Raw genomic sequence first — 26047 nt, 5'->3', positions numbered from 1 at the left:
CCTGCGCGCCTTTTTCAACGCGGTGAGCCGTTGCCGCGCCTGACACAGCAAGGACCCTCCCATGCAAGACCAGCCACTGAACGACGCCGACTTCGAATTCATCGAGGACATGCTGCTCAAATACGGCGACGACCACTCCGTCCTCAACCCTTCCGAACTGGACGGCTACCTGAGCGCCCTGGTGTCCGGCCCATTGCCGATCGATATCTCGGTCTGGTTCCCGGCCATCTGGGGCGATCAGAATCCGAACTGGGAAACCCCACAGGAGTGCAAGCGCTTCATCGACCTGAGCGTGCGTCACATGAACGCGCGGGCGACCCAACTGGCCACCGACGTCCAGGCGTTCAAGGCGCGCTTCGAGGAAACCGAGCACCAGGGCCAGCCACTGGTCCTGGCCGAAGAATGGTGCTTCGGCTACCTGCGCGGCATCGGTGTCAGCCAGTGGCCGGAACTGCCAGTGGCCCAGGCCCGATGGCTGGACGCGATCACCCTGTGCGCCGAACAGGACAACTTCGAACTGCCGGCCGACTTCGACGTGGTTCTGCATCGCCAGCGCGTGGCCGCCATCGAACCCGCTGTGCGTGGTTTGCATGATTATTGGCAGGCGCAGCGGTAACTCGCCAGCGCCGGATCAAGGCCTTGCCTCAGTCGTCGCAATTATCAGTTGATAGCTAAAAGCCACCAATTGATAATCCTGCCCCCACTCGACTCACGCAAGGAAATGCCGTGAAAAAAGCGCTACTGATGCTCCCCCTGCTGGCATTGCTGCTGCAGGGGTGTGGCATGACCATCACCCGTTACGACCCCAACTTCGATAACGTGCAGACGCTCAAGCAACACCTGCCTCTGCAATCGATCAGCGAAGCGAAGGTCACTGCCGCACCGGGCCAGGGGTCATTGACCGTTCGGACCAACCCTATTCGTTCACCCAGTGGCAGCATCAGCCAGCATGTTCAGGACGCAATCACCCAGGAACTGCGCCTGGCTGGCCTGATCGACCCGCAGGCGCAACGCCAGTTGAATGTACTGCTGGTCAAAAACGACCTGACGGCTGGCGCGGTCACCGGCACGGGTGTACTCGCGGCGCGCTTTACCCTGCTCAAGGTAGGTCAAGTGACCTACGATGCGACCCAGGAAGTCCACAGCGAATGGAGCAGCAACCCGATAGGCGCGGTTGCCATTCCAAATGCGGCGAACTCCTACAACCCGTTGGTACGTGACCTGCTCAAGGCACTGTATAGCGACCCGCTGTTTATCCAGGCCTTGAAATAAGAGGATCAGGCCCGAGGCGTGAAGCCCAGGGCCGAGTATTTGAGGTTGTTGCTCTCGACCAACTGCTTGAGCAACGCATTGACCTGGCGGCTGAAGGTGTCGTCCACCGCAGCCTTCGGCGTCTTGCCCGCCAGCGGAATGAACCAGATGCCGATCCAGGTGTTGATCGCATCATGGTTGCTGCTGTTGCTCAGGGCCTGCCCTTGTGGGTCAAGCACTTCGAGGCTCATGGTGTACTGGTCGGTCGCCAGCGCAGGGATGATGGTGAACGTGAACCCGCTGATGAATGCCATCGCCAACTGGCCACCGCCGGGTGGATGGTTGTAGACCTTCAGGCGCAGGTTGTAATCGCCAGGCTGCTTCTGGAACTCGTCCAGGGTCACCCGCCCGAACAGGCCGGAATCGGTCAATGCCTTCTGCAACTGCGGCTTCAGCGCGTCACGCGCTTGTGGAATTTCGATCGCCGACGCGTTCTTCGGCTCGCCCTGGTAGAAATCGAATTTGACGAACACATTCGGCTTGTTCGCATAGGCTGCCATGGACGGCATCTTGACCGGAGCCACTTCATCCTTCGTGAAACTGGCGCAACCACTCAACGTAAGCGCCAGGGCCAACCCCAGCATTTTCCCGATTTTCATTCCCGCGTCCTTAGTCAACTCTCAGAAACGGCTCCATCATCGGAGTCGCTGCGGCGGGATTCTAGAGAGTCAGAGGCAATATCAGAAGGCCATACGCGAGAAAATGTCGGAATGTTTCGTGGAGAAGCCAGACAGCGTACGCAGGCCAAACCCAAGCAAACGCTGTTCCACAACACCCGCGCGCTTGAATATTCATTGATGACATTATTTCTAAATATTTCTTCACTTAGCGATTCTGTCATCAGACAGAAATATTCCCGGCATTAAATCGCTGGCTATCTGACATGTGGAGTCTTCCACTCAACCCAGTGCCTCGAGGTATTGCCGTGATTGTGCTGAGCAAAAAACGTTTGTCGGTCCTGTTGGCCTCTCTCTGCCTGAGCGGCATCGCCCATGCCACTGACGTAACCGGTGCCGGCTCCAGCTTTGTCTATCCGGTGCTGGCCAAGTGGTCCCAGGACTACAGCAAGGTATCGAGCAATCGCATCAACTACCAATCCATCGGTTCGGGCGGCGGTATCGCTCAGATCAAGGCCGCAACTGTCGACTTCGGCGCCTCCGACGCCCCGCTGTCGGCTGACGAACTCAAGGCCGCCGGCCTCGGCCAGTTCCCCAGCGTGATCGGCGGTATCGTGCCGGTGATGAACATCGAAGGCATCGCGGCCGGCCAACTCAAGCTCGACGGCGAAAGCCTGGCGAAGATTTTCCTCGGGGAAATTACCACCTGGAACGATCCGGCCATCGCCGCCCTCAACCCGGGCCTGAAACTGCCCAGCGGCAAGATCACCGTGGTGCACCGTTCCGACGGTTCGGGTACCTCGTACAACTTCACCAACTACCTGACCAAGGCCAGCGACGCCTGGAAGTCCAAAATTGGTTTCGGCACCACCGTGCCTTGGCCGGTGGGTGTTGGCGGCAAGGGCAACGAAGGGGTTTCGGCCTACGTGAAGCAGATCAAGAACTCGATCGGCTATGTCGAGTACGCCTACGCCCTGCAGAACAAGATGACCCACGCCCAGTTGAAAAACGCCTCCGGCAAGTTCGTCCAGCCTGATGCCAAGGCGTTCCAGGCCGCTGCCGATACCGCCGACTGGGCCAACGCCCAGGATTTCAACCTGATCATGACCAACGCACCGGGTGACGCCGCCTGGCCGATCACCGCCACCACCTGGATCATCATGTACAAGCAGCCGAAGAACGCCGAGCAAAGCCAGGCCGCCTTCAATTTCTTCAAGTGGTCGCTGGAAAACGGCCAGCAGCAAGCCGCCTCGCTGGACTACGTGGCCTTGCCCGACTCGCTGGTCAAGCGCATCGAAGGCTACTGGACGTCTGACTTCGCCCACTGATCCGCCCGCCTGAAACCGCCCGTCATCCGCGCCTGCGGGTGACGGGACTTGAGCAGAGTACTAATGAACGACTCCGTGCAGCCTCTGGCCCTGGCCAGCTACAGCAGCGACGCGACCACTGAACAGCGGGCCGCCCGCGACCAGCGGCACGACCTGTGGTTCAAGCGAACCCTGTTCGGCGCCGCCATGCTGGTGCTGATCCTGCTGGCCAGCATCGCGGCCTCCACCCTGTGGGGTGGCAGCCTCGCCTTCAAGACCTTCGGTCTCGACTTCCTGACCAGCACCGAATGGGATGCGGTCAACAATCACTTTGGCGCGCTGGTACCGATCTACGGCACCCTCGTGACCTCGTTCCTGGCCTCGCTGATCGCGGTCCCCGTGAGTTTCGGCATCGCCATCTTCCTCACCGAAGTCGCGCCACCTTGGCTACGCATGCCGGTGGCCTCGGCGATCGAGTTGCTGGCCGGGATCCCTTCGATCATCTATGGCATGTGGGGCCTGTTCGTGTTTGGCCCGTTCATGGCCGAACACCTGGCCCCGTGGATCAACGACTACCTCGGTGCGCTCCCGGGGGTGGGCCCGCTGTTCCAGGGCCCGCCGCTGGGCATTGGCATGCTCACCGCCGGTATCGTCCTGGCGATCATGATCACGCCTTTTATCACCTCGGTGATGCATGAGGTGTTTCGCAGCGTGCCCACCACCCTCAAGGAGTCGGCCTACGCCCTGGGCAGTACCACCTGGGAAGTGGTCTGGGACATCGTCCTGCCGTACACCCGCTCGGCGGTGGTCGGCGGCGTGTTCCTCGGCCTCGGTCGGGCCCTGGGCGAGACCATGGCGGTGACCTTCGTGCTGGGCAACGCCCAACAGTTCTCTGCGTCGTTGCTGATGCCGAGCAGCTCCATTGCCTCGATCATCGCCAACGAATTCAGCGAAGCCTACACCGACCTGCACCGCTCGGCGCTGATCGGCCTGGGGTTCCTGCTGTTCATCGTCACCTTTTTCGTCCTGGCATTGGCGCGACTGATGCTCATGCGACTCTCACGCAAGGAAGGTCTATGACGGGCAACGAACGGCTGTACCAAACCCGCGCCCTCAAGAATCGCTTGGCGCTGATCCTGAGCTGCGGCGCCACGCTGTTCGGTCTGAGCTGGCTGGTGTGGATTCTGCTGACCACTGTCATCAACGGCTTCGCGGCGCTCAACCTGCGGTTGTTCAGCCAGATGACGCCGCCACCGGGCACTGAAGGCGGCCTGGCGAACGCGTTCTACGGCAGTGCGCTGATGTCGCTGATCGCCCTGCTGATCGGCACGCCGATCGGCCTGATGGCGGGTGTCTGGCTGGCCGAGTTCGCCCGGCATTCGCGCCTGGGCAGCGTGGTACGGTTCATCAATGACATCCTGCTGTCGGCACCCTCGATCGTGCTCGGCCTGTTCATCTACACCGGGGTGATTCTGCCGATGAACATCCTCAGCAACCACCAGGTCGGCTTCTCTGCCCTGGCCGGCGCGCTGACCCTGGCACTGCTGGTGATTCCGGTGGTGGTGCGCACCACCGACGAAATGCTCCAGTTGCAACCCTCGACCTTGCGCGAGGCCGCCCTGGCCCTGGGCGTGCCGCAGTGGAAGCTGACCGTGCAGATCGTTCTGCGCGCGGCCAAGGCCGGCGTGATCACCGGGGTGCTACTGGCCCTGGCGCGCATCACCGGCGAAACCGCCCCGCTGCTGTTCACCGCCTTCGGCAACCAGTTCTGGAGCAGTTCGTTGCTCAAGCCGATCGCCAGCGTGCCGGTGGTGATCTTCCAGTACGCCATGAGCCCGTTCGACGATTGGCACTCGCTGGCCTGGGCCGGCGCGCTGGTGCTGACCCTGTTCGTGCTGCTGCTCAGTTTGCTGTCCCGATTGATCCTTTTGCGTAATAGGCTGACCTGATGAAGATCCGTGACCTTGCCAGCGAGAACACCAAGATCCGTGTTCGTGGCCTGGAGTTTTTCTACAACAACCAGCGGTCGCTGAAGTCCATCGACCTGGATATCCCGGAGAAGCGCATCACCGCCATCATCGGCCCCTCGGGCTGCGGCAAGTCGACCTTGCTGCGGGTCTTCAACCGTATCTACTCGATGTACCCGAAACAGGAAGCCCGTGGCGAGGTGTTGCTCAATGGCGAGAACATCCTCGCCCCCGGCTACTCGATGAACCGCCTGCGCAGCCATGTCGGCATGGTGTTCCAGAAGCCGGTACCGTTCCCGATGTCGATCTACGAGAACATCGCCTACGCCGTGCGCCACCATGAGAAATTGTCGCGCCACGAGATGGACGAGCGGGTCGAGCAGGCCCTGCACGGCGCAGCACTGTGGAACGAGGTCAAGGACAAGCTCAAGCAGAGCGCGCAGGGTCTCTCCGGCGGTCAACAGCAACGCCTGTGCATCGCCCGCACCATTGCCCTGCGTCCGCAGGTGCTGCTGCTGGACGAACCCACTTCGGCCCTCGACCCGATTTCCACCGGCCGTATCGAACAGCTGATCACCGAGTTGAAGGAGCAGTACACGGTGATCATCGTCACCCACAACATGCAGCAGGCTGCGCGGGTGTCGGACTATACGGCGTTCATGTTCATGGGCGAACTGATCGAGCATGACATCACCGACTCGATTTTCATGCACCCGAAAATGAAGCAGACCGAAGACTACATTACCGGTCGTTTCGGCTGATCGAGCCCTCTCGTCGTCGACCCGGCGAGGGTTCCATGCCACGGCCAAAGGCTGCTTTAATGAGTCGATTGCGTTGATCCGGATCGCGAACACCACGGGTCAGCGCCTGAAACCACTCGAAAGGTAGCCCACGATGGAACGTCTCACCGCGAAAGACTTTGCCCCCGAACTGCTGGAGCTCTACGATTTTTACGTCCACGGCAAGATCAACCGCCGAGAGTTTATCGATCGTGCAGCCAGGTTCACCCTCGGGGCAATGGCCGCGACCAGCGTGCTGGCGGCGCTGAGCCCGAACTATGCGCTGGCCGAGCAGGTGTCGTTCACCGACCCGGATATCGTCGCCGACTACATCACCTACCCCTCGCCCAAGGGCCATGGGCAAGTCCGTGGTTATCTGGTGCGTCCGGCCAAGGTCACGGGCAAGGTGCCAGCGGTGGTGGTGGTACACGAAAACCGTGGCCTGAACCCCTATATCGAGGACGTTGCCCGGCGCGTGGCCAAAGCCGGTTTCATCGCCCTGGCACCGGATGGCCTGTCATCGGTCGGCGGCTACCCCGGCAACGATGAAAAAGGCGTGGCGCTGCAGAAGAGCGTCAACCCCGAAAAGTTGATGAACGATTTCTTCGCCGCCATCGAGTGGTTGAGCAAACATGACGCCACCACCGGCAAGGTCGGCATCACCGGTTTCTGCTACGGCGGTGGCGTCGCCAATGCGGCGGCCGTGGCCTACCCCGAACTCGGCGCGGCGGTACCCTTCTATGGCCGCCAGCCCAAGGCCGAGGATGTGGCGCGGATCAAGGCGCCGCTGCTGTTGCACTACGCCGAGCTGGACAAGCCCATCACCGATGGCTGGCCGGCCTACGAGCAAGCCCTCAAGAGCGCCGGCAAGACCTATGAGGTGCACATCTACCAGGGCGTCAACCATGGTTTCCACAATGACTCGACGCCCCGCTACGATGAAGCGGCCGCCCAACTGGCCTGGGACCGCACGATAGCCTGGTTCCGCCGCTACCTCGCCTGACCGCCCGGCTTCATCACAGTCGAAAGCGATCCACCGATTGCGACAGTTGCCCAGCCAGGCTGGACAACTGATCGGTGCTGGTCGCCGTCTCGCCAATGACCCGGTTGTTGCCGGCGGACATGGTGGCGATCATTTCCACCTGATGGGCGATTTCGTTGCTGGCCAGGCTCTGCTCGCCAATGGTCCGCGAAATGTCATTGACCAGTTGCCGGGTGCTGAGCGTCGCCTCGAGAATCTCGCTGATGGCGCGTTCGACCTCGGCGGTCACCGCCATGCCCTTGTCGACCTGGGCCACCCCGGCCTCCATGCTGTTGACCGCCTCACGCGTACTGCTCTGAATGCGCAGGACCATATCGGCGATTTCCTGGGTCGAGGCGCTGGTGCGCCCGGCCAGCCCGCGTACCTCGTCGGCCACCACGGCGAAGCCGCGCCCCTGTTCACCGGCGCGGGCGGCCTCGATGGCGGCGTTGAGCGCGAGCAGGTTGGTCTGGTCGGCAATGCCCTTGATCACCTGGATGATACTGAAGATCGCCTCGGACTCCTTGTCCAGCGTGCGAATGACCTGCGCCGAATGTTGCGCCGAGCGGGCGATATCGTCCATGTCGCGGACCACCTGGTGAATCACCCGCCCCCCATTCTTGGCCAGCGCCTCGGCCTGGTTGGCCATGTTCAGTGCGTGTTCGGCGTGGCGGGTGATTTCCTCGATGCTCGCGGTCATTTCGCTGGCCGCCGCGGCCATGGTACCCGCCGCCTCGCTCTGTTGCTGGCTGCTGCCGGCGACCTGGTGGCAACCGCCGCTCAATTGCTCGCTCATGTCATTGACGCCATGGGCATTGCTGCGCACCACCTCGATCATGCTGCGCAAATCGCGCTGCATGGTCGCCAGGTTGCTGATCAGCCGGCTGGCCTCGTCCTGTTGCCGGGGCTCGTCGATCCGGGTGCTCAGATTGCCATGGGCGATGTCGGCAGCGATGCGACTGGCCACCTGCAACGGGCCCATGATGCTGCTGATCACCCAGCGGCCCTGGAGCAGCAGCAACAGCAGGCCGGCGACCAGGACGCAGAGCAGGATCAGGTTGGCGTGGCTGATGGTCTGCCGGGTGCCATCTCCACTCGTTTTTGCGTTGGACTCGATCAGCTCGCTGAGGCTGGCCATCTCCTCCTCCAACTGGCTGAACGCACTGTTGAACGAGCCCAACTGCTGCTGGGCCCCGTCCGGGTTGGAAAGGGCCACGTCGACGATATGCTCGGCCGCGCCGACGTAGGTTTCCAGGCTCGGCTTGATCTTGCCCAGCGCCGCCTTGAGGGTGTCGTTGACCGGCAGTTTGAGGTTTTCGTCGAGCATCTCGCGAAAGTGCTTGGCGTGCTCGGCCAGCGCATCACGCACCTCGGCGCTGCTGCTGGCGCTCTTGCCCAGGCCCACCAGCATTGCCGACAACACATCGGCACGCAGGGCATCGTGCATCATGTCGGCTTCCAGATGATTGCGCAGCAAGGTCATGCTCACTTCGCTCTCATTCGTCGCCGACGCCATCCGCATGTTTCCCACATAACCCACCAGGCCCATGAGCAGGACGGTGAGCAAACCACTGCCGATCAGCAGGTACAGACGCAATCTAATGGACACGATACGGACCTCCGCCAGCACTCGAATACCGATCGGCGCACGAAAACAGAGGCGTGCCGACACTCTTTGAGGTATTTAAGCCTATTTTCGCGGTTTGGCCGACCCTCTCCTGCCATGAATCGTTCAACACCGAGTTATTTCGCTTTATCGTCACGGGGCTTATAGAAGAGGAATTTGCCGGTTTCGGCGGTGCAGATGTACTGCTTGGCCCAGTCCGGGCTGACACTACGATCATGGAAATACATGGCGCCGTGGGTGCGGTCCTTGAGTTGCTGGTTGAGCGCCTTGCGGGCAATTTCCTTGGCGAGCGCATAACGGTCTTCTTCCTGGACATCGTCCGAGCGGCCGTCGCACCACCAGGAAAACTGGCAGGCTTTCTTCTCCGAACCCTGCTTGACCACCTCGCAGATGGTCCCGGGAAAACCATCGTGGCCGAGACGGTTGAGCACGACACTGGCAACCGCCTCCATATCAGCGGGCTGGCCGCCCTTGGCTTCCCAGTAGATCGTTCGCGACAGGCAGGTGATGGTATCGGCCACCGCCGCATCACCGGCCGGATCGACCACCTGCGTCTCGACCTTGGTCAAGGTCGGCGCCTTGGGCTCCGCTGCCGGGCTCTCTTTCTCGGCGGCCTTGTGTTCCAGCGCCTCGGCCTTGTCGATGACGACCGCTGGCTGTGGATCGGAGGAAGCAGCGGCGGCCAGTGCTGCTTCGCAGGTAAAGGCAACAACGAGACACGCGGCTATCCAGTCGAGGCGCATGATCGAATCCTGTTGAATACACCCTGCCCGCAATGATTACCCTGCCACGGCCGGGCAGTCGATCCGGGGTGGGCTGGCAGGTTCGACAGCGCGCCAGGTCAATCATTCCACAACCGGTTTCACACAAAAGGCCTTGCCTGTACCGGGGGGCTATCGCGCATCATGTGCGCAGTTCGTTCGAGGAAGATGTCCATGCGCGCCCTGTTTTCCACTTTGCGTCTTACCCTTCTCGCACTGGGGCTGGCAGCCAGTGCCAATGCCCTGGCCGGCGATGAAACGCAATTGCTGCAATCGATCAACAGTTACCGTGGCCAGATACAGCGCTGTGGCGGCCAGGCCTCGCTGGAGCTGCCACCGTTGGCGGCCGACCCGCGCCTGATCCTGCCGCCCGACAGCCCGGGCGACCTGCAACAGGCGCTCACGCGCGCGGCCTATCCGATGGTCAATGTGCAGGCGATCAGCCTGTCCGGCCCACGGGATGCCGAGGCGGCGATGAAGGCGGTTCGGGAGAGTTTCTGCCGGGTGGTGCTGGATCCGCAGTTCGTCGACATCGGCGTCAGCCGCCAGGGCAACGACTGGCGGATCGTCCTGGCACGGCCGCTGCTGACCGCAAAACTGGCAGACTCCCAGGCCGAGGGCCAGAAGCTGCTGGAGATGATCAACAGCGCCCGCAGCCAACCGCACCAATGTGGCAGCCAGTCGTTTGCCGCCAGCGCACCACTGACCTGGAATGCCCTGCTGGCGAGCGCCGCCGAGGGGCATAGCCGCAACATGGCCAACAACAACTTCTTCGACCATCAGGATCGCGAAGGCCATACCCCAGGCGACCGGGCCGAACTGGCAGGTTATATCGCCCAGCAGATCGGCGAGAACATTGCCGCCGGCCAGGACAGCGGGCGCAAGGTGGTCGACGGTTGGCTGGCCAGCCCCGGCCATTGCGCCAACCTGATGAACCCGCAGTTCCACGAACTGGGCGCCGCCTATGCGATCGACCCGAAGAGCGATTCGGGCATCTACTGGACTGCGCTGTTCGGCACCCAGCAATAACGCCCCTTAACCGAGACGCGCCAGGACCAGTGCGCTGGCCTGGCGCGTCATCTGGTCGAGGTGACGGTCGCGCTTCTTCTCGGCCTCGGCCATCGCCTTGCGACCGTGCTGCTGCAGCAGATACGCATGGATCTGCCGGACCTCCTTCGAGGCGTAGATCGGCGCTACGTCGATAACCGCGATGAGCCCATCGGTGCCATGGTCACGGGTGTTCATCAGCACCTGTGGGCCACGGGCAGCCAGTACCTGGAAACCCATTGCTTCGAAATACGGCACCTTGCCTGCGGCGCAGGCCAGTTCGGCGTGAGAATAGTGCTCCAGCATCCGCCCCAGCATTGCCCGGGCGATACCCTTTCGACGGCGGTCGGCCTGCACGGCCATATAGGCCACGGCGCAGGCGTCGGGATCGTCCTTGGCCGGCAGGTACAACAGGAAACCGAGTACTCGCGAAGGGTCCTCGTCATCCAGCGCGACGATCAGTTCCGTCGGAATACCCGTGCTGCCGCCCATGGCCTCCAGATAGAGATGCACCTCGTAGCCGACCCCGTATTGATAGAGGTTGTACAACGGATTGCTCGGCGGCAGCGCGACCATGCTGATATCGGTGAAATAGTCGACCACCATTTGCAGGATCTGGCTCTTGATCGACTCTGGGGGCGGGGTTTGCAGGCGGGTAAGCGTGAACATCGACAATCGGGCTCCAGGCATAAGCGTGTCCGGGCTTGGCCCGGACCGCACAGTGTACCCCCTTTGTGGCGAGCGGGCTTGCTCGCGCCGGGTTGCGCAGCAGCCCCAAGCCCGGCGATTCATTCTGTCAGGCACAACGCGCTAAAGGATCCGGGCTGCTCTGCAGCCCAGCGCGGGCAAGCCCACTCGCCACATGAACCGGGTAGCGGCATCTAAGAACGAAAAGTAATTAATTCATAAATAATCAGTATTTATCGTTATTAAGGCAACCACGTACTCTCCGCTCATACCGACACTGGAGAGTCCCCATGCAGCCGACCAATACCGTCATTGACCTTGCCCGCTACCGCAAGCGCAAACAGGCGCAACAACTGGGCCGGGCGCTGTGGGAGCTGTATGCACGCAGCGCCGGCCAACAGGCCTTTCAATGGGCCCAGGGCGTTCGCGCCAGCGAGACCCGTCACGCGTGAGTGCCCAGGATCCTTCGCGGTTCCTGGCCAGCGTCGATGAACCGACCCTGGACCTGAACAGCCTGCCAACCCTCGACGAAGACCCGATCTGTGAACGGGTCGCCGAGAACCTGCAACGCCTGCGTGGCAAGCACCTCCTCTCCCTCGACGCCCTCGCCCGCCAATGCGGGGTCAGCCGGGCCATGCTCGCGCAGATCGAATCAGGGCGCAGCGTGCCGTCGATCAAGGTGCTGGCCAAGATCGCCAGGGGCCTGAAGGTCTCGGTAGCGGCCTTTCTCGAACACCGCGCCTTCGAGGGCGTTGCCGTCCTCCCGGCGAGCCGGAGCAAGCGCCTGGTCAGCGCCAATGGCACGTTTGTCAGCCGGGCGCTGTTTCCATTCGACGTGGCCCGCCAGTCGGAATTCTACGAACTGCGCCTGAGCCCACTGGGCGAGGAGGAATCCGCAGGCCATGGCGCCGGCGTCCAGGAAAACCTGGTGGTGTCCCAGGGGGTACTGGAAATCAGCGTCAACAAGGAGCGCTACCTGCTCTCCCCTGGCGACTCGATCCTGTTCTACGCCGACCAGCCGCACCGCTACCGCAACCCGGCCGACAGTGAGGCGGTGGCCTACCTGGTGGTGACCCACCCGGAACGCCTGGATTGAACGAACAGGCATGAAAAAGCCCGGCATGGATCGCTCCAGCCGGGCTTTTCTACGATCGTGCAGTCGATCAGCAGGTGCAGCACATCAACGGCATGCCGTTGCAGCTCATCATCATCGGCATGCCGCAATCGTTCATCAGCTTCATCATCAGGTTGCAGCAGCTTTTCATCATGTCCATGTTCATGCCGGCCATCGGCATGAGCTTGCAGATCATGTGGTCGCCTTGCATGGAGCATTCCATCACGCACTTCATCGATGGCATCGGCATCCCCATCATGGGCATACCCATCATCGGCATCGACATCATGCCGTTCATCATCGGCATCGCCATGGCGGCCTGGGACATGCACATCATGCTCATGTTGGCGCAATGCATCATCATCGGCATGCCGCAGTCCATCATCATCTGCATCATTTCAGCGTTGTTCCTGAACATCGCCATGTCCATGCCCGCCGCCGGCATCATCTTGCACAGCATGCCGTCATCCATCATTTCGCAGGTCATGGTCGCCATCATCATCGGCATCCCCATGGCCGGCATCATCGGCATGGCATTCATCGGCATTTGCATCTGCATGGCGTTCATCATGGTGAAACTCCCTGATCTTCGATAGTTGGATGAAGCTGATGGAGGCGGATTCTAGGGATTGCCGAACGCACGACAAGCCGTTGACCGAACAGCAGAACCGGCTGCCAGAACGGCTTTTGCGCTGTGCCTTGCAGGCAGACAACCGCTCTGGCAACAGTTCAATCACTCCAGCAGACGATCAGGAGAGTCCAGCAGCGCTTTATCAGCAATGGATATGCCTTCAGGCGCTATACAAATAACCGAAAGAAATAATCAGTCTAAGCAGTGGGAAAAATCTCAGCGTCGATGGGCCATCGAGCGCACCAGACGATCCCCCAGGCTCTGCACGCCCTGCACCAGAATAACCAGGATGACCACCGTGACGATCATCACCTCGTTATTGAAGCGCTGGTAACCGTAGCGGATCGCCAGGTCGCCCAGGCCGCCACCACCAATCACCCCGGCCATGGAGGAAAAGCCGATCAGCATCACCAGGGTCAGGGTGACGCCAGCGAGCAACGTCGGTAGCGCCTCGGGCAGCAACACCTTGAAGATCACATGACGGATATCACCCCCCATGGACAGGATCGCTTCGATCCGGCCCTTTTCGACCTCATCCAGTGCGCTCTCGACGAGGCGGGCAAAGAACGGAAAGGCGCCGATGGTGATGGGCACCACCGCGGCGGTACTGCCCAGGGTAGTGCCGACGATCAGCCGGGTCAGCGGGATCAGCGCAATCAGCATCACCACGAAGGGCAGTGACCGCCCCAGGTTGACCAGCGCCGCCAGGCCGCTGTTCAGGCGCGGCAGCGGATACAGGCCGTTGCGGCGGGTGATGAACAGCAACACCCCCAGTGGCAGACCGATCAGCAGGGTGAACACCCCGGCCAGCAGCACCATGTAGATCGTTTCGCCGGTGGCGCTGAGCACCAGTTGGAAAATCTCGTTCCAGTCGATCGTGCGGTTCATAGCATTGCCAGCCTCAGGCGCGGCGTGCGCACTTCTTCGTCGAAATGCGGTTGTACCGCCGGGCGCAACGAACGCCCCAATACCGACTCAGGGTCGGCCAGCAAGCGCGATAAAGGGCCGGCTTCAAGCAGCCGGCCGTGGGCCAGGGATGCGGCGTGATCGCAGATCGACCGAACCACATCCAGTTCATGGGTGATCAGCACGATGGTCAGGCCCAGGCGGCGGTTGATATCGCGCAGCAGTTGCAGGATCGACTCGGTGGTTTCCGGGTCCAGCGCGCTGGTGGCCTCGTCCGACAGCAGATACGCCGGGCGCGCCGCCAGCGCGCGGGCAATGCCCACCCGCTGTTTCTGCCCGCCGGACAATTGTGAAGGAAACGCCTCGGCCTTGTCCGTCAGCCCCACCAGTTCCAGCAGTTCGCTGACACGAGCCTCGCGCTCCGCCTTGAGGGTGCCGGCGATCTCCAGCGGCACTGCGACATTGTCGAAGACATTGCGCGAGTGCAGCAGGTTGAAGCCCTGGAAGATCATGCCGATGCGCCGGCGTTGTTGGCGTAGCTCACGCTCGGACAACGCGGTCAGGTCCTGGCCGTCGACCACCACGCGCCCGGCTGTTGGCCGTTCGAGCAGATTGAGACAGCGCAGCAAGGTCGACTTGCCGGCGCCGCTACGACCGAGGATGCCGTAGATCGACCCATCCGGAATACTCAGGGACACCTGGTCGAGCACCGACGGGTCATCGCCATAACGCTTGCTCAGTTGCTCGACGCTGATCATTGAGCGATGCCCACCACCTTCACCGGGATCACCGACCCCGAATAAGTATCGTTGATGAACTTCGCCACCTGCGGCGAAGCCAGGTCCTTGGCCAGTTGCCTGATGCGCGGGTCATCCTGTAACGCCGGCGTGGTCACCACGATGTTGGCGTATGGGTTGTTGCTGGCCTTCTCCAGCCCCAGGGCATCCTTGGCCGGCGACAACCCAGCCTCCAGCGCGTAATTGCCGTTGATCACCGCCAGGTCGACATCATCCAGGGCGCGAGGTATCTGTGGCGATTCGATTTCGAGGATCTTCAGCTGTTTCGGATTATCGGCGATGTCCTTGGGCGTGGCCTGGTCGGTGGCCGGGTCGTTGAAGCCGGGCTTGAGCCTGATCAGGCCATGGTCCTGTAGCAAGTACAGCGCACGGCTGAGATTGGTGACGTTGTTCGGTACGGCCACAGTCCCTTTTTGTGGTACCTGGTCGAAGCTCGTGTGCCGGTGTGAATAGATGCCCAGTGGCTCGATATGCACGGTCGCCGCCACGGCAAACTTCTGACCCAGGGCCTGCTCCTGGGAGTGCAGGTACGGCAGGTGCTGGAAGTAGTTGGCATCGACATCGCCGTGGGCCAGCAACTCGTTGGAGTTCACACCGTTGGGGATCTCGATGACCTTGAGATTCAGTTGCGGGTCGATTTTCTGCACATAGGCGAGGATCTGCGCGTGGGGCACCGGATCGGCTGCGACGCGTAACGGTTCGGCCGCCTGTATGGAGAAAGACGAAGATAGCCCGGCCCAGACCGCCAGGGTCAATGCGGTTTTTTTCAACATGCTGAGTGTCCTTGATCGAGTGACGGGTCAGGCACTGACGGCCTGGTTTGCCAGTGCATCGGCGTAGAAACGCTGGGCAACATCGGGGTGCGAGCGCAGGCGGCCCTTGAGGTAATTCCAGCCAACGTCGCGAAACAACGGGTTATCCGGGTCGCTGGCCGGACCGCGGGCCTCGCGCAACAAGGCGGTCGGCAGTGGATAGAGCGGCACCACCGCATCCAGTTGCGCACCGAGGAAGAAAGCGATCGACAGCCGCTCGCTGCCGGCCGGCGGTGACTGCACGCGATGTACCGTGGCACGAAGATAGCCGTTGGTGGCCAGTTCCAGCAGTTCGCCGATGTTCACCACCAGTGTGTTGTCCCGCGGCAGCGCATCGATCCAGCGGCCTTCTTCGACTTCCACCTGCAAGCCGGCCTGCCGGTCCTGCAGCAGGAAGCTCAGGAAACCGGAATCCTTGTGGGCACCGACCCCCTGCCTGCTCTCGTTCGCGGCGCGACCGGGGTAGCGGATCAGCTTGATGTGCTCGTTGGGTTTGTCGCCATACAGCGAATCGAAGGCGCCTTGTGGTAGCGAAAGTGCCTCGGCGAAGGCGCGTAGCAGGCGCAGCGACATCCGGGTCATCGCCTGCTGCCACTCCAGCAGCAGTGGCTTGAGCTGCGGCAAGGCCTGCGGCCACAGGTTCGGCCCTTGCAGACGCGCCCAGGTCGGTGTGTGTTCGTCCACTGCAAGGGCCTGGCGCTCGGCACCGACATCGAATTGCTCGCGAAAATCCGGCTGGCCCCGGGTGATCTCCGAGGCGGCGCGGTTGTAGCCTCGAAAATGTGGCGAATGGATCATGCCGACGGCGGCCTTGTCCTCCAGGGGCAAGGCGAAGAACTGCCGGGCATGCTCCTGGACCTGCCGCAGCAGGTCGCTGTCGACGCCATGGCCGGTCAGATAGAAAAAGCCGACATCCCGTGCGGCATGACGCAGTGCGTCGAGAAATGCCTGGCGCCGTTCGGCGTTGCCATCGAGCGCCGAGAGGTCCAGCAGCGGTAATGCAGTGATATCCAGCGGCTGCGGCATGTTTCACTCCCTGTGATCGGAACGGATTCATCGTTCAAATAAAACTATCTGATCTTAAAAAACCTCAATAAATACCTTTTTAGAATTAGCTTAGTTTCACTACAACCTGGCTGGTCGTAGCTCAGGTGAGTGCGTCTGTTTTGCTTCAGGTTCCCTCGGACGGCTCTGGCACGCGCGTTACAGAGATCCCCTGAAAAATCGACTTATTCCTAAAAGACCTTAATACATTCTTTTATATTCTTTTGTTGCCAAGCTGTTGGGCTGCAAGACTCAGCGCCGAATCATCCATCAAGTGTTGAGACCCTATGAAAAAACTGACTGCCCTCACTGCCCTCACCCTCGCGGTCCTTTCAGGCCTGGCCCACGCCGACCGCCTGGAAGACATCAAGAAATCCGGCGTATTGCGCGTCGCCGCGTTCGACAGCAACCCACCGTTCGGCTTCATCGACGCCAAGACCAAACAGATCGAAGGTCTGGACGTGGACTACGCCAAGGCCATTGCCGACAAGCTCGGCGTGAAGCTGCAACTGCAGCCGACCAACCCGGCCAACCGCGTGCCACTGCTGGTGGCGAACAAGGTCGACCTGGTCCTGGCCAACTTCACCATCACCCCGGAGCGTGCCGAACAGGTCAACTTCAGCACGCCCTACTTCAGTTCCGGCCAGCAGTTCCTGGTCAAGAAAGGCACCCTCAAGTCCCAGGACGAGCTGAACAAATGGCGTGTCGGCGTCGACAAGGGCACCGTCAACGAAGGCGTACTGCGCGAGAAATTCCCCGGGGCCAAGGTCGTCGCCTATGACGACACGCCGTTCGCCTTCACCGCTCTGCGCAACGGCAACGTGCAGGCCATCACCCAGGACGGTCCGAAACTGATCGGCCTGCTGGCCAACGTGCCGGACAAGGACAAGTACGAAGTGCCGCCCTTCACCATCTCCAACGACCTGATCGGCGTCGGCATTCCCAAGGGCGAAACCGCACTGACCAACGTGGTCAACCAGACCCTGCTGGAGCTGGAAGCCAAGGGCCAGGCGCAGAAGATCTACGACACCTGGTTCGGCCCCGACACCAAGACGCCGCTGGCCCGCCTGTACAAGATCGGCGACAAGAGCTGATCGTCCGCTGCGCGCACCCACAGCCTGCCCGGTTTACCGTGCAGGCTCTTTGTTTTCTGGATGGACACCCTGATCGATGTTTGGTGAATTGCTTGGCCCGCAGTACCTGAAATGGCTGTTCGATGGGTTTGTCCTGACCGTGGCGCTGTCCGTGGTGGTCTGCCTGGTGGCGACCGCCCTGGGCTTTCTGGTGTGCCTGGCGCGGCTGTCCGGCTCGCGCTGGCTGGCCTGGCCGGCACGCAGTTACCTGGCGCTGCTGCGTAACACCCCGCTGCTGGTGCAACTGTTCTTCTGGTACTTCGGTGTCACCGCAATGCTGCCCGAAGACCTGGTGAGCTGGCTCAACCTGCCCCATGACGTCAGCATCGCCGGTGTGACCCTCACATGGCCGTCCTTCGAGTTCATCGCCGGTTTCTGGGGGCTGACGCTCTATACCTCGGCCTTCATTGCCGAAGAATTCCGTGCCGGCGTCGCCTCGGTGCGTGCGCAACAACGCGAAGCCGGCCTCGCCATGGGCCTGCGCCCGGCGCAGGTGTGGCGTTACGTGGTGCTGCCGCAAGCCCTGCGTACCGCGCTCGGCCCCCTGCTGGGACAATACATGAACGCCCTGAAGAACTCTTCGCTGACCATGGCGATCGGCCTCGCCGAACTCTCCTACGCCTCGCGCCAGGTCGAAACCGAGACCTTCAAGACTTTCCAGGCGTTCGGCTTCGCCACCCTGCTCTACATCTTCAGCATTGCGCTGATCGAAGCGGCGGGTCAGTGGATCCGCCAGACCCGGCGTTATCGCCAGGGAGCGGCCTGAGCCATGGACTTTTCCGTCATCACCGACAATCTCGACTACTTTCTGCTCGGCGCCTACCCCGACGGCCCCTTGGGCGGCGCAGCACTGACCCTGGTGCTGAGCGTTCTGTCAGGCGTCAGTGCGGCCCTTCTCGGCCTGGTACTGGGCATTGCCCTGAGCACGCTCAAGGGCTGGCCCAAGGGTATCTTGATTGCGGTACTGGGTTTCCTGCGGGCCATCCCGGTCCTGATGCTGATCTTCTGGAGTTACTTCCTGCTGCCGATCCTCTTCCACTTCGATATTCCGGCGCTGTTCACCGTGGTCTGCGCCCTGTCGCTGATCGGCGGCGCCTACCTGGCGTACTCGGTCCACGCCGGCATCCAGAGCCTGCCGGCCGGCCAGTGGGCGGCGGCGCGAGCCCTGGGCATGCGCCCGGTGCAGGTCATGCGGCTGATCATCCTGCCCCAGGCCTTGCCGATCATGTTGCCGTCGTTTCTCAACCAGTGGATCTCACTGATCAAGGACACCTCGCTGGCGTATGTGATCGGTGTGGGCGAACTGTCGTTCGTGGCGACGCAGGTGAGCAACCGGGTGATGATTCATCCGACGGAGATTTTTCTGTTCGTGGCGTTGGTGTATTTCGTGTTTTGTACCGGGCTGGATCTGCTGGCGGGGGTGCTGACCAGGAATAGCTCAGAGGTAGGCCACCGCTAAGTGAGCACCTGCTGCGCGATGGCGTGATCTGCTTGGATGCAGCATGACGAAAACGACGTGCAGACGGCGAAATATTGCCTATCGTAAAAAAGTCTCCACTGGACGAAGAGAGCCTTACCATGGACATCGATACGCTGTTTTCGCAGTTGCACAGTCTTCCCAGCATTCCCCAGGTTGCCCTGGAATTGGTCCAGCAATTCGACAACCGTAACGAAAGCCTCGAAAACGTGGCGCGCAACATCGAGCGCGACCCGGTGATTGCCGCCAAGGTGCTGCGCCTGGCGAACTCGGCGCGCTTCAAGGGCGCACGCGAGTCGGCCAGCATCGAGGACGCCGCCATGCGCCTGGGCTTCAACGTGCTGCGCACACTGGTACTGGCTTCGGCCGTGACCGGGGCGTTCAAGTCGGCGCCGGGCTTCGACCTCAAGGTATTCTGGGGGCGCAGCTTTCAGGTCGCCAGCATCAGCCGGTTGCTGGCACGCCAGGCCGGACTCGACGCTGAAGTGGCGTTCACCTGCGGGGTGATGCACGACATCGGCGAGCTATTGATCCAGACCGGCGCACCGGACTACGCCGCACGTATCCGGGGCGCCAGCGGTACCACCAGCCGTGCGGCCAGCGAAAACCAGCAACTGGGCTTCGGCTACCCGGAAGTCGGCGCAGAACTGGGTAAGCGCTGGAACCTGCCGCTGACCATCCAGTCGGCCATCCGCCACCAGGCGCAGCCGCACCTGGCTCCAGAAGGCCAGCCCTATGCGCGGATCATGGCCCAGGCCATGGAAATCTGTGATGCGCTGGAACAGCACGGCGGTCCGAGTGCCGAGGCACGCAATACCCTGGGGGGCCCGCTGTTCGACGGCGTCGACCTCGACGCGCTATTCGACAAGCTGCCCCAGGTGCTGGAGCAGGACAAGGCCTTCGCCGACTTCCTCGCCTGACCGTCAGGCCAGGGCGGCTGGGCGGAAGCTCAATGCCCGCAACGAAAAAGGTGCCAGGCAGGGCTGGCACCTGCGCAAGGCCCGACGGCCAGGCTTTGTATCAACGTGCCACCCGCTCCGTCCTGGTAAACCGCCAGAACAGCCAGCGCCCGACACTCACCACCCAGACCAATGCGGCCACCAGCCCCACTCCCAGCAACATCCCCGCTACACCGGTATGGCTGATCAGTTTGCCGGCGATAAAGGGGAACCCGAACACCCCCATGAAATAGGACAGGCTGAACAGCAACAAGGCCTGGGCGGTCAGCCCCGGGGGCGCCTCGTTGGCCGCCAGGCCATTGATCACCGAGTAGTTCAGGCCATAACCGACGCCCAGCAGCGCAGCCGTCAGCAGGTAGCCAAGACTATCGTGCACCCACTCACCGAAGCCGATCACCGCGATCAGCATCAAGCTGGTCAACACACAGGAGGCCAAGAATGGGTTGCGCTGGACCACCCACTTGGCAATCAGCAATCGACAGACAATCGCGGCGCCCATGAAGCCGATGAAAAACAATGAGTAGTCCAGCCCGAGACTCGTCGCGTAACTGGTCTGGAAGCTACCCATCACGCCGAAGACCGCGCCACCCAGACCAACCATGAGAATCGACAGGCCAGAGGGCGAGCGCATCACCTGTGCCGTCGCTTTCAGGCTGATCTGTACCCGCTCGTTTGAGCGCATCCGCGTCTCTTCCCGGGCCCCAAGCCGCCAGAAGTACCACCCGCCCAGCACGGCGGCAACCGCAGCGAAGGCAAAGGCCGTCTGCACCGGCAGACCAGCGAATCCCGCCAGCTTGCCCAGCAAAGGCCCGCTGCCGATGCCGCTCAGCATGCTACCCGACAGCAGCGCAAAACAATGAGTACGACGCGACGGCTCGACCATCGCCGCCACCATGATCGGCCCTACCGTGTAGAACAGCCCCCAACCGACACCCAGGATGAAACCGCACGCCGACAAGCCAATACCGAGCCCCGGCACGACGGCAAATCCCGCTGAGGCGATGACCAGGCAGACCGCGCCAAGGGCAATGCAACGAGGAGCGCCCAAGCGCTGCAGCACATGTCCGGAGCCGAGCACGGCAATCAAGGTGCTGACCATGGCCACGGCAAACACCTGGCCCGCCTCCCGTTCGCTCGCACCGAAGGACCTGACCAATAGCGACAACAGGAACGTCGCCCCATAGGCAATGGACAGGAGAAAGCAGGCCACGCAAAACAGGCCGAAGCGGTGAGCCGACGTGCCGGTCGAGGGAGCAGTCATTGGCGTTTTCCAGACGTGAGGAGAACGTCTTTCTAGCACGGCAAGATTCAGGGATGGTTATGGGATTGCTGGAGTTGACTAAGACAATCCTGCATCTGAGCAGGAGGCGGCAGAGGCCACTCACTCAAACGTCAGCACGTCACAGCCCTTGGCCTCGAGCATCTCGGCAAACGTCGGCAGCCGGGCCACGAAATCCCGTTCGAAGGCCAGATAATGATCCTGAGCCGGCAGATAGCGTATGGTCGGTTCGACCCGCGGGATATCTCTGGACGACAGCTTGAGCACCTGGTTGCTGCTCTGGTTCCAGAACCAGGCGCGGGTCCGCGTGCCGAAGGTGTTGGATTGATAATTGAGCACCCACCAATCACCGTGCCCACGACAAGCCTGGACCTTGCCGTGGAACGTGCGCAACGTGATCGTGCGCTTGGGCTGCGTGACGAAATACTGCGTCTGCTGACGCACCTCACTGCCAAACCCGTCCAGTACCGCCTTCGCCGTGCGGCCGGTCACGAAATTGAAGCGCCACGCCTCCAGAACCCATTCCGCCCACCCCGAATCCTCGAGGTTCTGGCGCTGGCCCTGGTCGAACAACAGCACTTCATCATTCCCCAGATACAAGCAGGACGCCCAGTCTTGAGCACCTTTTGCCGGCATAGGCCGGGCAGGCATGGCCTGGCCCGGTCGATCCTCATCCCAGATCCAGCACGACGGCCCGTTGTATTGCATGAACAACAAACGGCGGGGGCCGATTTGCAGGATTGCCACATCATTCGGGTGTTCGAAAATGACTTCGCTGGACTCCTCGGTGATTCGCCAGATACGCGTCACAGACTCCGGCTCGTAAAGGCGTTGACGTTCGAATATCCGCCAGTCCATTACCAGGGTGGCCCCCTCGAATTGCGGCCAATCCCTCCCGGGAATGCCGAAAGGCTGGATCACATGCCCCCGGCAGGTTTCATAGCGGAACAGGTCTTCGCCGCTGCGATCACCGATCTTGACCCGCCGCTTCCATAGGCTGCATTCAGAGCTCGCATGGATGAGTTGCAGGTCCGCCCCGTCCGCACCATCGGTTCGATGCTCGAGCATGTCCTGCTCGGTCGGCGGCCACGGGTTGTAGTCAATCAGCAAGCACAATCCGCTTTCTTCGTCCTGCTCGGTGATCGAGGCCCAGCCGTTACGGTAGTGGTTCTCGTCAACATAGGTGGACCCGGGGTAGTTGTGCACCTGCGCCAGCCAATTCAGCTTGCGGCGTTTGGCTGGGGTCTTTTTAACCTCGGGTACGGTTGATTGTTGCGGCTCGATTAATGCCGCAGTGAGCCTGGGTTCACTGCGAGCCTTCTGCCAATACCGGGCGAAAGCCTTGCGCTGGTCGATGGGAATAATGACCGGCCGATAGTCATCGGCTTCGGCATCCAGGTTCCACAAGTCGTACCCCTGCTGCGCGAGGAGCGGTGCCAGAGCCTCCAGGCAGACCTCGACCATTTCGTTGGACAACTCGTCCAGCAGCGTCTCGAACTGTGCGCCTGCAAATACGCTGATCTCGGGATAGTAATGCTGGAACAGCGCGAGCAACTCGCCACCTGGTATTTTCCAATCGACATGAAGCCGCGGATCGAAGTCGAGTTGCATCTGCGGCCTTCCATTGCGATTGGGTAGTTGCGCATCTTAGCCAGACGCCCGCAGGCTCGCCTACCGGGTGAAGGCGACACCGTTCACAAATACCCGATGACACCCACCAGACCCGGGTTCACGGTGCGCCCCTTCCTCGCTCCGTGGCCGGCAACTCCCGGCTCGGCTCCTTGGGGCCGATAAAACACCAGAGCACCAGGCCCGCCAACGGCACCCAGATGAGCACGACGATCCAGAGCCCCTTGGTCCCGGCGCTACGTCCGCTCTTGAGCACACTTCTGATCGCCCACAGTTCGACCAGCAACAACAGCACCGCCAGAGCGATCCAGACATATTCGATTTGCATGGTTTTCCTCCCGTTTGTCTTGCGTTGGGTCGCAGCCATTGGCGAGGGTTCATTCGGATTTCGTGAGCGATTCAAACGTCTGTGCCACTTCAGTGCGAAAAACAACCTGCAGCAGCGGAATTTACAGCGCACCCGCAGAGAGATATCCTTCTGCCATCTATGAGAATCAGACTCATTTCTTTTAAGGCATTTCCTTGACTCGTCATCCCCACTCCCCCGCGCCTCTCTACAAGGACAGCGAAGCAGGTGCTTACTCCAAACCCCGCATTTTTCTGCACTGGCTATCGGCTGTGGTGATTCTGTGGGCAACCTTCAGTGGTTTTGGCGTGACATTCATGGATCGACAGGCCCCGTTAAGGCAATGGGTCGAGTCGCTCAACCCCCAGCTCACCAGCCTCTTCATTCCGTTTTTCGCCTGGCGTCTGTGGCTGGCGATAAAAGCTCCCGCGCGCCCTGCAAATGCTGGCCTGCAGGCACGCCTGGCGCGGCTCGCGCATGTGACGATCTATGCCACGGTGACGGCCGTGTTGGTCACGGGGGTGCTGATGATGAATCACCCGGTGGAAATGCTCGATCTGTTCGAGCTGCCGCAGTTGGTCCACTCCAGATCCGCGCTGGCGCAGTTGCACCAGGAACACCATGTGATGTGCGCGCTGCTCGGCGCCTTGGTTGCACTGCATCTGCTGGCGGTGGTGCAGCATCAGGTGATGGGACGGTCGGTATTGGGCAGGATGCTCAATCGCCAGGTTAGCGATCCGCAGGTGCGCTCGTAAGGTTTCGACACACCCCTTGCAGGTCGACAGGTATTCTCAGCCGTCTCTCATTCCAAACGCACTGGCCAACCCCTTGCTTCCCTTGGGCGTCAGGCTCAAGGCGCGGGAATCGAGATGGCGATTGACCCAGCCGCGCTTGAGCAGCAGTTCCAACAATGCAGCCCCCAGCGCACCGCCGATATGCGGAGAGCGCTCGCTCCAGTCCAGGCACGGATAGGCCAGGCGCCGACGCTGACGAGACACCGCCTCAACGTCGATCCCCAATCGGACAAAGGCACTGGCGCCCTGCTCCGTCAGGCAATAATCCTTGCCTGCGGCCTCGATCCAGTTTTCCCGCAATAGAGCGTCGTGCAGCCTGACGGCCACTTCTCCGGCAATATGGTCGTAGCACGTCCTGGCCTGTCGCAGGGCTGACGGGGTTGCCGGTTGAAACGGCGCCACATCACGGGCGCTGATCGCCAGCAGCGCCTCCAGGGCCCGGGCCACCTGAGGGTTGGCCAGGCGATAGTAGCGATGCCTGCCCTGGACCAGCATTTCGACCAGGCCCTGCTCGCGCAGACGCAGGAAATGCCCGCTGGCCGAGGAGGCGCCGATATCAGCCACTGCCGCCAGCTCCGTCGCCGTGCGCGCATGTCCATCGAGCAGGCTGCAGAGCATCCGCGCGCGGGCCGGGTCGGCAATTGCGCCAGCCACCGCCGCCAGCGATAGATCGGTCGCCTCTACATCCATAGTTCACTGCTCCACGAAGTATCCCTGTCAGTACTCATCATACTCGGCGCAAATCAATTGAAGGGATACATTCATGCAACCCGCGAATTTCTTTGGCCGAAAGGTCGTGGCGGCAACGTTCCTGATGGCGGTGTTCGGCTGGGGTATCGGCTTTTATGGTCCACCGATTTTCCTCCACGCGGTGATCCAACGCACCGGCTGGCCACTGCCGCTGTGTTCGGCGGCGGTCACGCTGCATTTCCTCGCGGGGATCCTGGTGGTAGTGAACCTGCCCAAGCTTTACAGGCGTCTGGGGCTGCCCGTCACCACCGTATCGGGTTCGGTGTTGCTGGGCGTCGGCATCTATGGCTGGTCCATCGCCGCACAGCCTTACCAGCTGTTTATCGCCGCCACCTTGAGCGGCCTGGGTTGGGTGACACTGGGCGCCGCGGCCGTGAACGCCATCATTTCCCCCTGGTTCGTGCTCAAGCGCCCAGCCGCCCTGGCGATGGCCTATAACGGTGCAAGTATCGGTGGCGTGGTGTTTTCGTCGGCCTGGGTGTACCTGATCGAGCGGATCGGCTTCAGTCACGCAGCGCTCGCGATCGCCATACTCTCGATCACGACCCTTGCAGTCCTGGCACTCACGGTATTCAGGTTCCGTCCGGAAATGCTTGGGCAGTATGCCGATGGTGCCGCACAACCGCCCGTGCAACCCACTGTTGCCCCGTTGGCCATCGATACCCCGCTGTGGCGCGATCGCCGCTTCGTCACCCTGGCTGCGGCCATGTCGCTGGGACTGTTCGCCCAGATCGGGCTGATCACTCATCTGTTCCTCATACTGGTCGAGCATGTCAGCGAAACCCGTGCCGGGCTGGCGATGGGCCTGGCGACGGCAAGCGCGATCGTTGGTCGGTCACTGGTGGGTGGGTTGATGCCAGCGGGAGCAAACCGCCGTAACGTCGCTTGCCTGAGCTACGGCTGCCAATTGCTCGGCTGCCTGTTGATGAGCGGATTGGGCGCCTTCCCCGAGTTGCTGTGGGCCGGTGTCATCCTGTTTGGCGCGGGCATAGGTAATGCCACCTCCTTGCCGCCGCTGATAGCACAGGTGGAGTTTCCAGGCCAACAGACCCAACGGGTGGTCACGCTGATTGTCGCCACGGCACAAGGCTGCTATGCCTTTGCTCCGGCATTGTTCGGTGCATTGAAAAGTCAGGTCGGTACGCAACAGGGTGAACTTGTCCTGCTGGGCAGCGCAGCGGCAATTCAGGGATTGGCGATACTGGCGCTGGTGTGGGGCAAGGCCAAGTCTGCGGCGTTATCCAGATGAATA

29 protein-coding genes and 1 pseudogene are annotated in these 26047 nt (G+C 61.6%); 16 read left to right on the top strand and 14 right to left on the bottom strand.

Annotated elements, in window-relative coordinates:
• Nucleotides 1-61 precede the first annotated feature (61 nt).
• Nucleotides 62-616: a UPF0149 family protein gene (locus BLU37_RS20650; protein WP_090208298.1), complete on the top strand. Its 555-nt coding sequence runs from the start codon at nucleotides 62-64 to the stop codon at nucleotides 614-616.
• A gap of 110 nt (nucleotides 617-726) precedes the next feature.
• Entirely contained in the window at nucleotides 727-1272 is a 546-nt protein-coding gene (locus BLU37_RS20645) for a hypothetical protein (protein ID WP_090208295.1), read from the top strand.
• Between the two features lie 5 nt (nucleotides 1273-1277).
• Here the strand turns inward: BLU37_RS20645 and BLU37_RS20640 are convergent, their stop codons facing one another.
• Complete coding sequence (locus BLU37_RS20640; RefSeq protein ID WP_090208292.1) at nucleotides 1278-1910, bottom strand: hypothetical protein; 633 nt, start codon at nucleotides 1908-1910, stop codon at nucleotides 1278-1280.
• A gap of 329 nt (nucleotides 1911-2239) precedes the next feature.
• Between BLU37_RS20640 and pstS the strand changes: the two genes are divergently transcribed.
• The 5 genes from pstS to yghX all read left to right on the top strand — a co-directional run bounded on the left by pstS (nucleotide 2240) and on the right by yghX (nucleotide 6984).
• Nucleotides 2240-3256 (top strand): phosphate ABC transporter substrate-binding protein PstS, encoded by a 1017-nt coding sequence (gene pstS / locus BLU37_RS20635; RefSeq protein WP_029533778.1) that lies wholly within the window; start codon nucleotides 2240-2242, stop codon nucleotides 3254-3256.
• Nucleotides 3257-3319: 63 nt separating this feature from the next.
• Nucleotides 3320-4315 (top strand): phosphate ABC transporter permease subunit PstC, encoded by a 996-nt coding sequence (gene pstC / locus BLU37_RS20630; RefSeq protein ID WP_090208290.1) that lies wholly within the window; start codon nucleotides 3320-3322, stop codon nucleotides 4313-4315.
• On the top strand, nucleotides 4312-5184 hold the full coding sequence (gene pstA / locus BLU37_RS20625) for a phosphate ABC transporter permease PstA (RefSeq protein ID WP_090208287.1): 873 nt from the start codon (nucleotides 4312-4314) through the stop codon (nucleotides 5182-5184). Before pstC ends, pstA begins: the two co-directional genes overlap by 4 nt.
• Complete coding sequence (gene pstB / locus BLU37_RS20620) at nucleotides 5184-5963, top strand: phosphate ABC transporter ATP-binding protein PstB (RefSeq protein ID WP_010451508.1); 780 nt, start codon at nucleotides 5184-5186, stop codon at nucleotides 5961-5963. The genes pstA and pstB overlap by 1 nt, the downstream gene beginning before the upstream one ends.
• Nucleotides 5964-6096: 133 nt before the next feature.
• The gene (yghX, locus tag BLU37_RS20615) at nucleotides 6097-6984 is read left to right on the top strand and encodes a YghX family hydrolase (RefSeq protein WP_010451505.1); all 888 of its coding nucleotides are present in this window, start codon (nucleotides 6097-6099) and stop codon (nucleotides 6982-6984) included.
• Between the two features lie 13 nt (nucleotides 6985-6997).
• Here yghX and BLU37_RS30000 read toward each other — a convergent pair whose 3' ends face one another.
• The 3 genes and pseudogenes from BLU37_RS30000 to BLU37_RS20605 form a co-directional block, all read right to left on the bottom strand.
• Nucleotides 6998-7723 (bottom strand): methyl-accepting chemotaxis protein, encoded by a 726-nt coding sequence (locus tag BLU37_RS30000; protein ID WP_408003682.1) that lies wholly within the window; start codon nucleotides 7721-7723, stop codon nucleotides 6998-7000.
• Between the two features lie 132 nt (nucleotides 7724-7855).
• Nucleotides 7856-8611: pseudogene (locus tag BLU37_RS29995) on the bottom strand (MCP four helix bundle domain-containing protein); the annotation flags it as partial.
• A 134-nt stretch (nucleotides 8612-8745) separates the two neighbouring features.
• Nucleotides 8746-9372: a cell wall hydrolase gene (locus tag BLU37_RS20605; RefSeq protein WP_090208283.1), complete on the bottom strand. Its 627-nt coding sequence runs from the start codon at nucleotides 9370-9372 to the stop codon at nucleotides 8746-8748.
• A 192-nt stretch (nucleotides 9373-9564) separates the two neighbouring features.
• On the opposite strand from BLU37_RS20605, the gene BLU37_RS20600 reads away from it, so the two are divergent.
• Nucleotides 9565-10419 carry a CAP domain-containing protein gene (locus BLU37_RS20600; RefSeq protein ID WP_090208280.1) on the top strand — a complete coding sequence of 285 codons (855 nt, stop codon included), beginning with the start codon at nucleotides 9565-9567 and terminating at the stop codon, nucleotides 10417-10419.
• 6 nt (nucleotides 10420-10425) lie between these two features.
• Here the strand turns inward: BLU37_RS20600 and BLU37_RS20595 are convergent, their stop codons facing one another.
• Nucleotides 10426-11106, bottom strand: coding sequence for a GNAT family N-acetyltransferase (locus tag BLU37_RS20595; protein ID WP_090208276.1), 681 nt, complete (start codon nucleotides 11104-11106; stop codon nucleotides 10426-10428).
• A gap of 308 nt (nucleotides 11107-11414) precedes the next feature.
• Between BLU37_RS20595 and BLU37_RS29265 the strand changes: the two genes are divergently transcribed.
• Nucleotides 11415-11576, top strand: a complete 162-nt coding sequence (locus BLU37_RS29265; RefSeq protein ID WP_019363380.1) for a hypothetical protein — start codon at nucleotides 11415-11417, stop codon at nucleotides 11574-11576.
• Complete coding sequence (locus tag BLU37_RS20590; protein ID WP_090208273.1) at nucleotides 11573-12220, top strand: helix-turn-helix domain-containing protein; 648 nt, start codon at nucleotides 11573-11575, stop codon at nucleotides 12218-12220. Before BLU37_RS29265 ends, BLU37_RS20590 begins: the two co-directional genes overlap by 4 nt.
• Nucleotides 12221-12287: 67 nt before the next feature.
• Here the strand turns inward: BLU37_RS20590 and BLU37_RS20585 are convergent, their stop codons facing one another.
• The 5 genes from BLU37_RS20585 to BLU37_RS20565 all read right to left on the bottom strand — a co-directional run bounded on the left by BLU37_RS20585 (nucleotide 12288) and on the right by BLU37_RS20565 (nucleotide 16410).
• On the bottom strand, nucleotides 12288-12809 hold the full coding sequence (locus tag BLU37_RS20585) for a hypothetical protein (protein WP_090208270.1): 522 nt from the start codon (nucleotides 12807-12809) through the stop codon (nucleotides 12288-12290).
• 276 nt (nucleotides 12810-13085) lie between these two features.
• Entirely contained in the window at nucleotides 13086-13757 is a 672-nt protein-coding gene (locus tag BLU37_RS20580) for a methionine ABC transporter permease (protein WP_019363379.1), read from the bottom strand.
• A complete protein-coding gene (locus BLU37_RS20575) occupies nucleotides 13754-14533 on the bottom strand; it encodes a methionine ABC transporter ATP-binding protein (RefSeq protein ID WP_090208268.1) in 780 nt (259 codons plus the stop codon). Before BLU37_RS20575 ends, BLU37_RS20580 begins: the two co-directional genes overlap by 4 nt.
• A complete protein-coding gene (locus BLU37_RS20570; protein WP_090208265.1) occupies nucleotides 14530-15345 on the bottom strand; it encodes a MetQ/NlpA family ABC transporter substrate-binding protein in 816 nt (271 codons plus the stop codon). Before BLU37_RS20570 ends, BLU37_RS20575 begins: the two co-directional genes overlap by 4 nt.
• A 27-nt stretch (nucleotides 15346-15372) precedes the next feature.
• Nucleotides 15373-16410: an isopenicillin N synthase family dioxygenase gene (locus BLU37_RS20565; RefSeq protein WP_090208263.1), complete on the bottom strand. Its 1038-nt coding sequence runs from the start codon at nucleotides 16408-16410 to the stop codon at nucleotides 15373-15375.
• A 305-nt stretch (nucleotides 16411-16715) separates the two neighbouring features.
• Between BLU37_RS20565 and BLU37_RS20560 the strand changes: the two genes are divergently transcribed.
• The 4 genes from BLU37_RS20560 to BLU37_RS20545 all read left to right on the top strand — a co-directional run bounded on the left by BLU37_RS20560 (nucleotide 16716) and on the right by BLU37_RS20545 (nucleotide 19958).
• Nucleotides 16716-17522, top strand: coding sequence for an ABC transporter substrate-binding protein (locus tag BLU37_RS20560; RefSeq protein ID WP_090208260.1), 807 nt, complete (start codon nucleotides 16716-16718; stop codon nucleotides 17520-17522).
• Between the two features lie 76 nt (nucleotides 17523-17598).
• Nucleotides 17599-18327, top strand: a complete 729-nt coding sequence (locus tag BLU37_RS20555; protein WP_090208256.1) for an amino acid ABC transporter permease — start codon at nucleotides 17599-17601, stop codon at nucleotides 18325-18327.
• Between the two features lie 3 nt (nucleotides 18328-18330).
• The gene (locus tag BLU37_RS20550) at nucleotides 18331-19020 is read left to right on the top strand and encodes an amino acid ABC transporter permease (RefSeq protein ID WP_090208254.1); all 690 of its coding nucleotides are present in this window, start codon (nucleotides 18331-18333) and stop codon (nucleotides 19018-19020) included.
• A 119-nt stretch (nucleotides 19021-19139) separates the two neighbouring features.
• Complete coding sequence (locus BLU37_RS20545) at nucleotides 19140-19958, top strand: HDOD domain-containing protein (protein ID WP_090208251.1); 819 nt, start codon at nucleotides 19140-19142, stop codon at nucleotides 19956-19958.
• Nucleotides 19959-20058: 100 nt separating this feature from the next.
• Here BLU37_RS20545 and BLU37_RS20540 read toward each other — a convergent pair whose 3' ends face one another.
• From BLU37_RS20540 to BLU37_RS20530, 3 genes are all read right to left on the bottom strand, one after another.
• Nucleotides 20059-21258: an MFS transporter gene (locus BLU37_RS20540; protein WP_090208248.1), complete on the bottom strand. Its 1200-nt coding sequence runs from the start codon at nucleotides 21256-21258 to the stop codon at nucleotides 20059-20061.
• 120 nt (nucleotides 21259-21378) lie between these two features.
• Entirely contained in the window at nucleotides 21379-22887 is a 1509-nt protein-coding gene (locus BLU37_RS20535) for a hypothetical protein (protein ID WP_090208244.1), read from the bottom strand.
• Nucleotides 22888-23005: 118 nt separating this feature from the next.
• Complete coding sequence (locus BLU37_RS20530; RefSeq protein WP_026007648.1) at nucleotides 23006-23233, bottom strand: PLD nuclease N-terminal domain-containing protein; 228 nt, start codon at nucleotides 23231-23233, stop codon at nucleotides 23006-23008.
• A 194-nt stretch (nucleotides 23234-23427) separates the two neighbouring features.
• Here BLU37_RS20530 and BLU37_RS20525 point away from each other — a divergent pair, with 194 nt between their 5' ends.
• The gene (locus BLU37_RS20525; protein WP_408003615.1) at nucleotides 23428-24006 is read left to right on the top strand and encodes a cytochrome b; all 579 of its coding nucleotides are present in this window, start codon (nucleotides 23428-23430) and stop codon (nucleotides 24004-24006) included.
• Between the two features lie 36 nt (nucleotides 24007-24042).
• Here the strand turns inward: BLU37_RS20525 and BLU37_RS20520 are convergent, their stop codons facing one another.
• The gene (locus BLU37_RS20520; RefSeq protein WP_090208241.1) at nucleotides 24043-24735 is read right to left on the bottom strand and encodes an ArsR/SmtB family transcription factor; all 693 of its coding nucleotides are present in this window, start codon (nucleotides 24733-24735) and stop codon (nucleotides 24043-24045) included.
• Nucleotides 24736-24808: 73 nt separating this feature from the next.
• On the opposite strand from BLU37_RS20520, the gene BLU37_RS20515 reads away from it, so the two are divergent.
• Nucleotides 24809-26044, top strand: coding sequence for an MFS transporter (locus tag BLU37_RS20515; protein ID WP_090208239.1), 1236 nt, complete (start codon nucleotides 24809-24811; stop codon nucleotides 26042-26044).
• Nucleotides 26045-26047: the final 3 nt, after the last annotated feature.

Source organism: Pseudomonas asplenii (assembly GCF_900105475.1).
Classification (GTDB): domain Bacteria; phylum Pseudomonadota; class Gammaproteobacteria; order Pseudomonadales; family Pseudomonadaceae; genus Aquipseudomonas; species Aquipseudomonas asplenii.
This window is presented reverse-complemented; position numbering and strand designations above follow the sequence as displayed.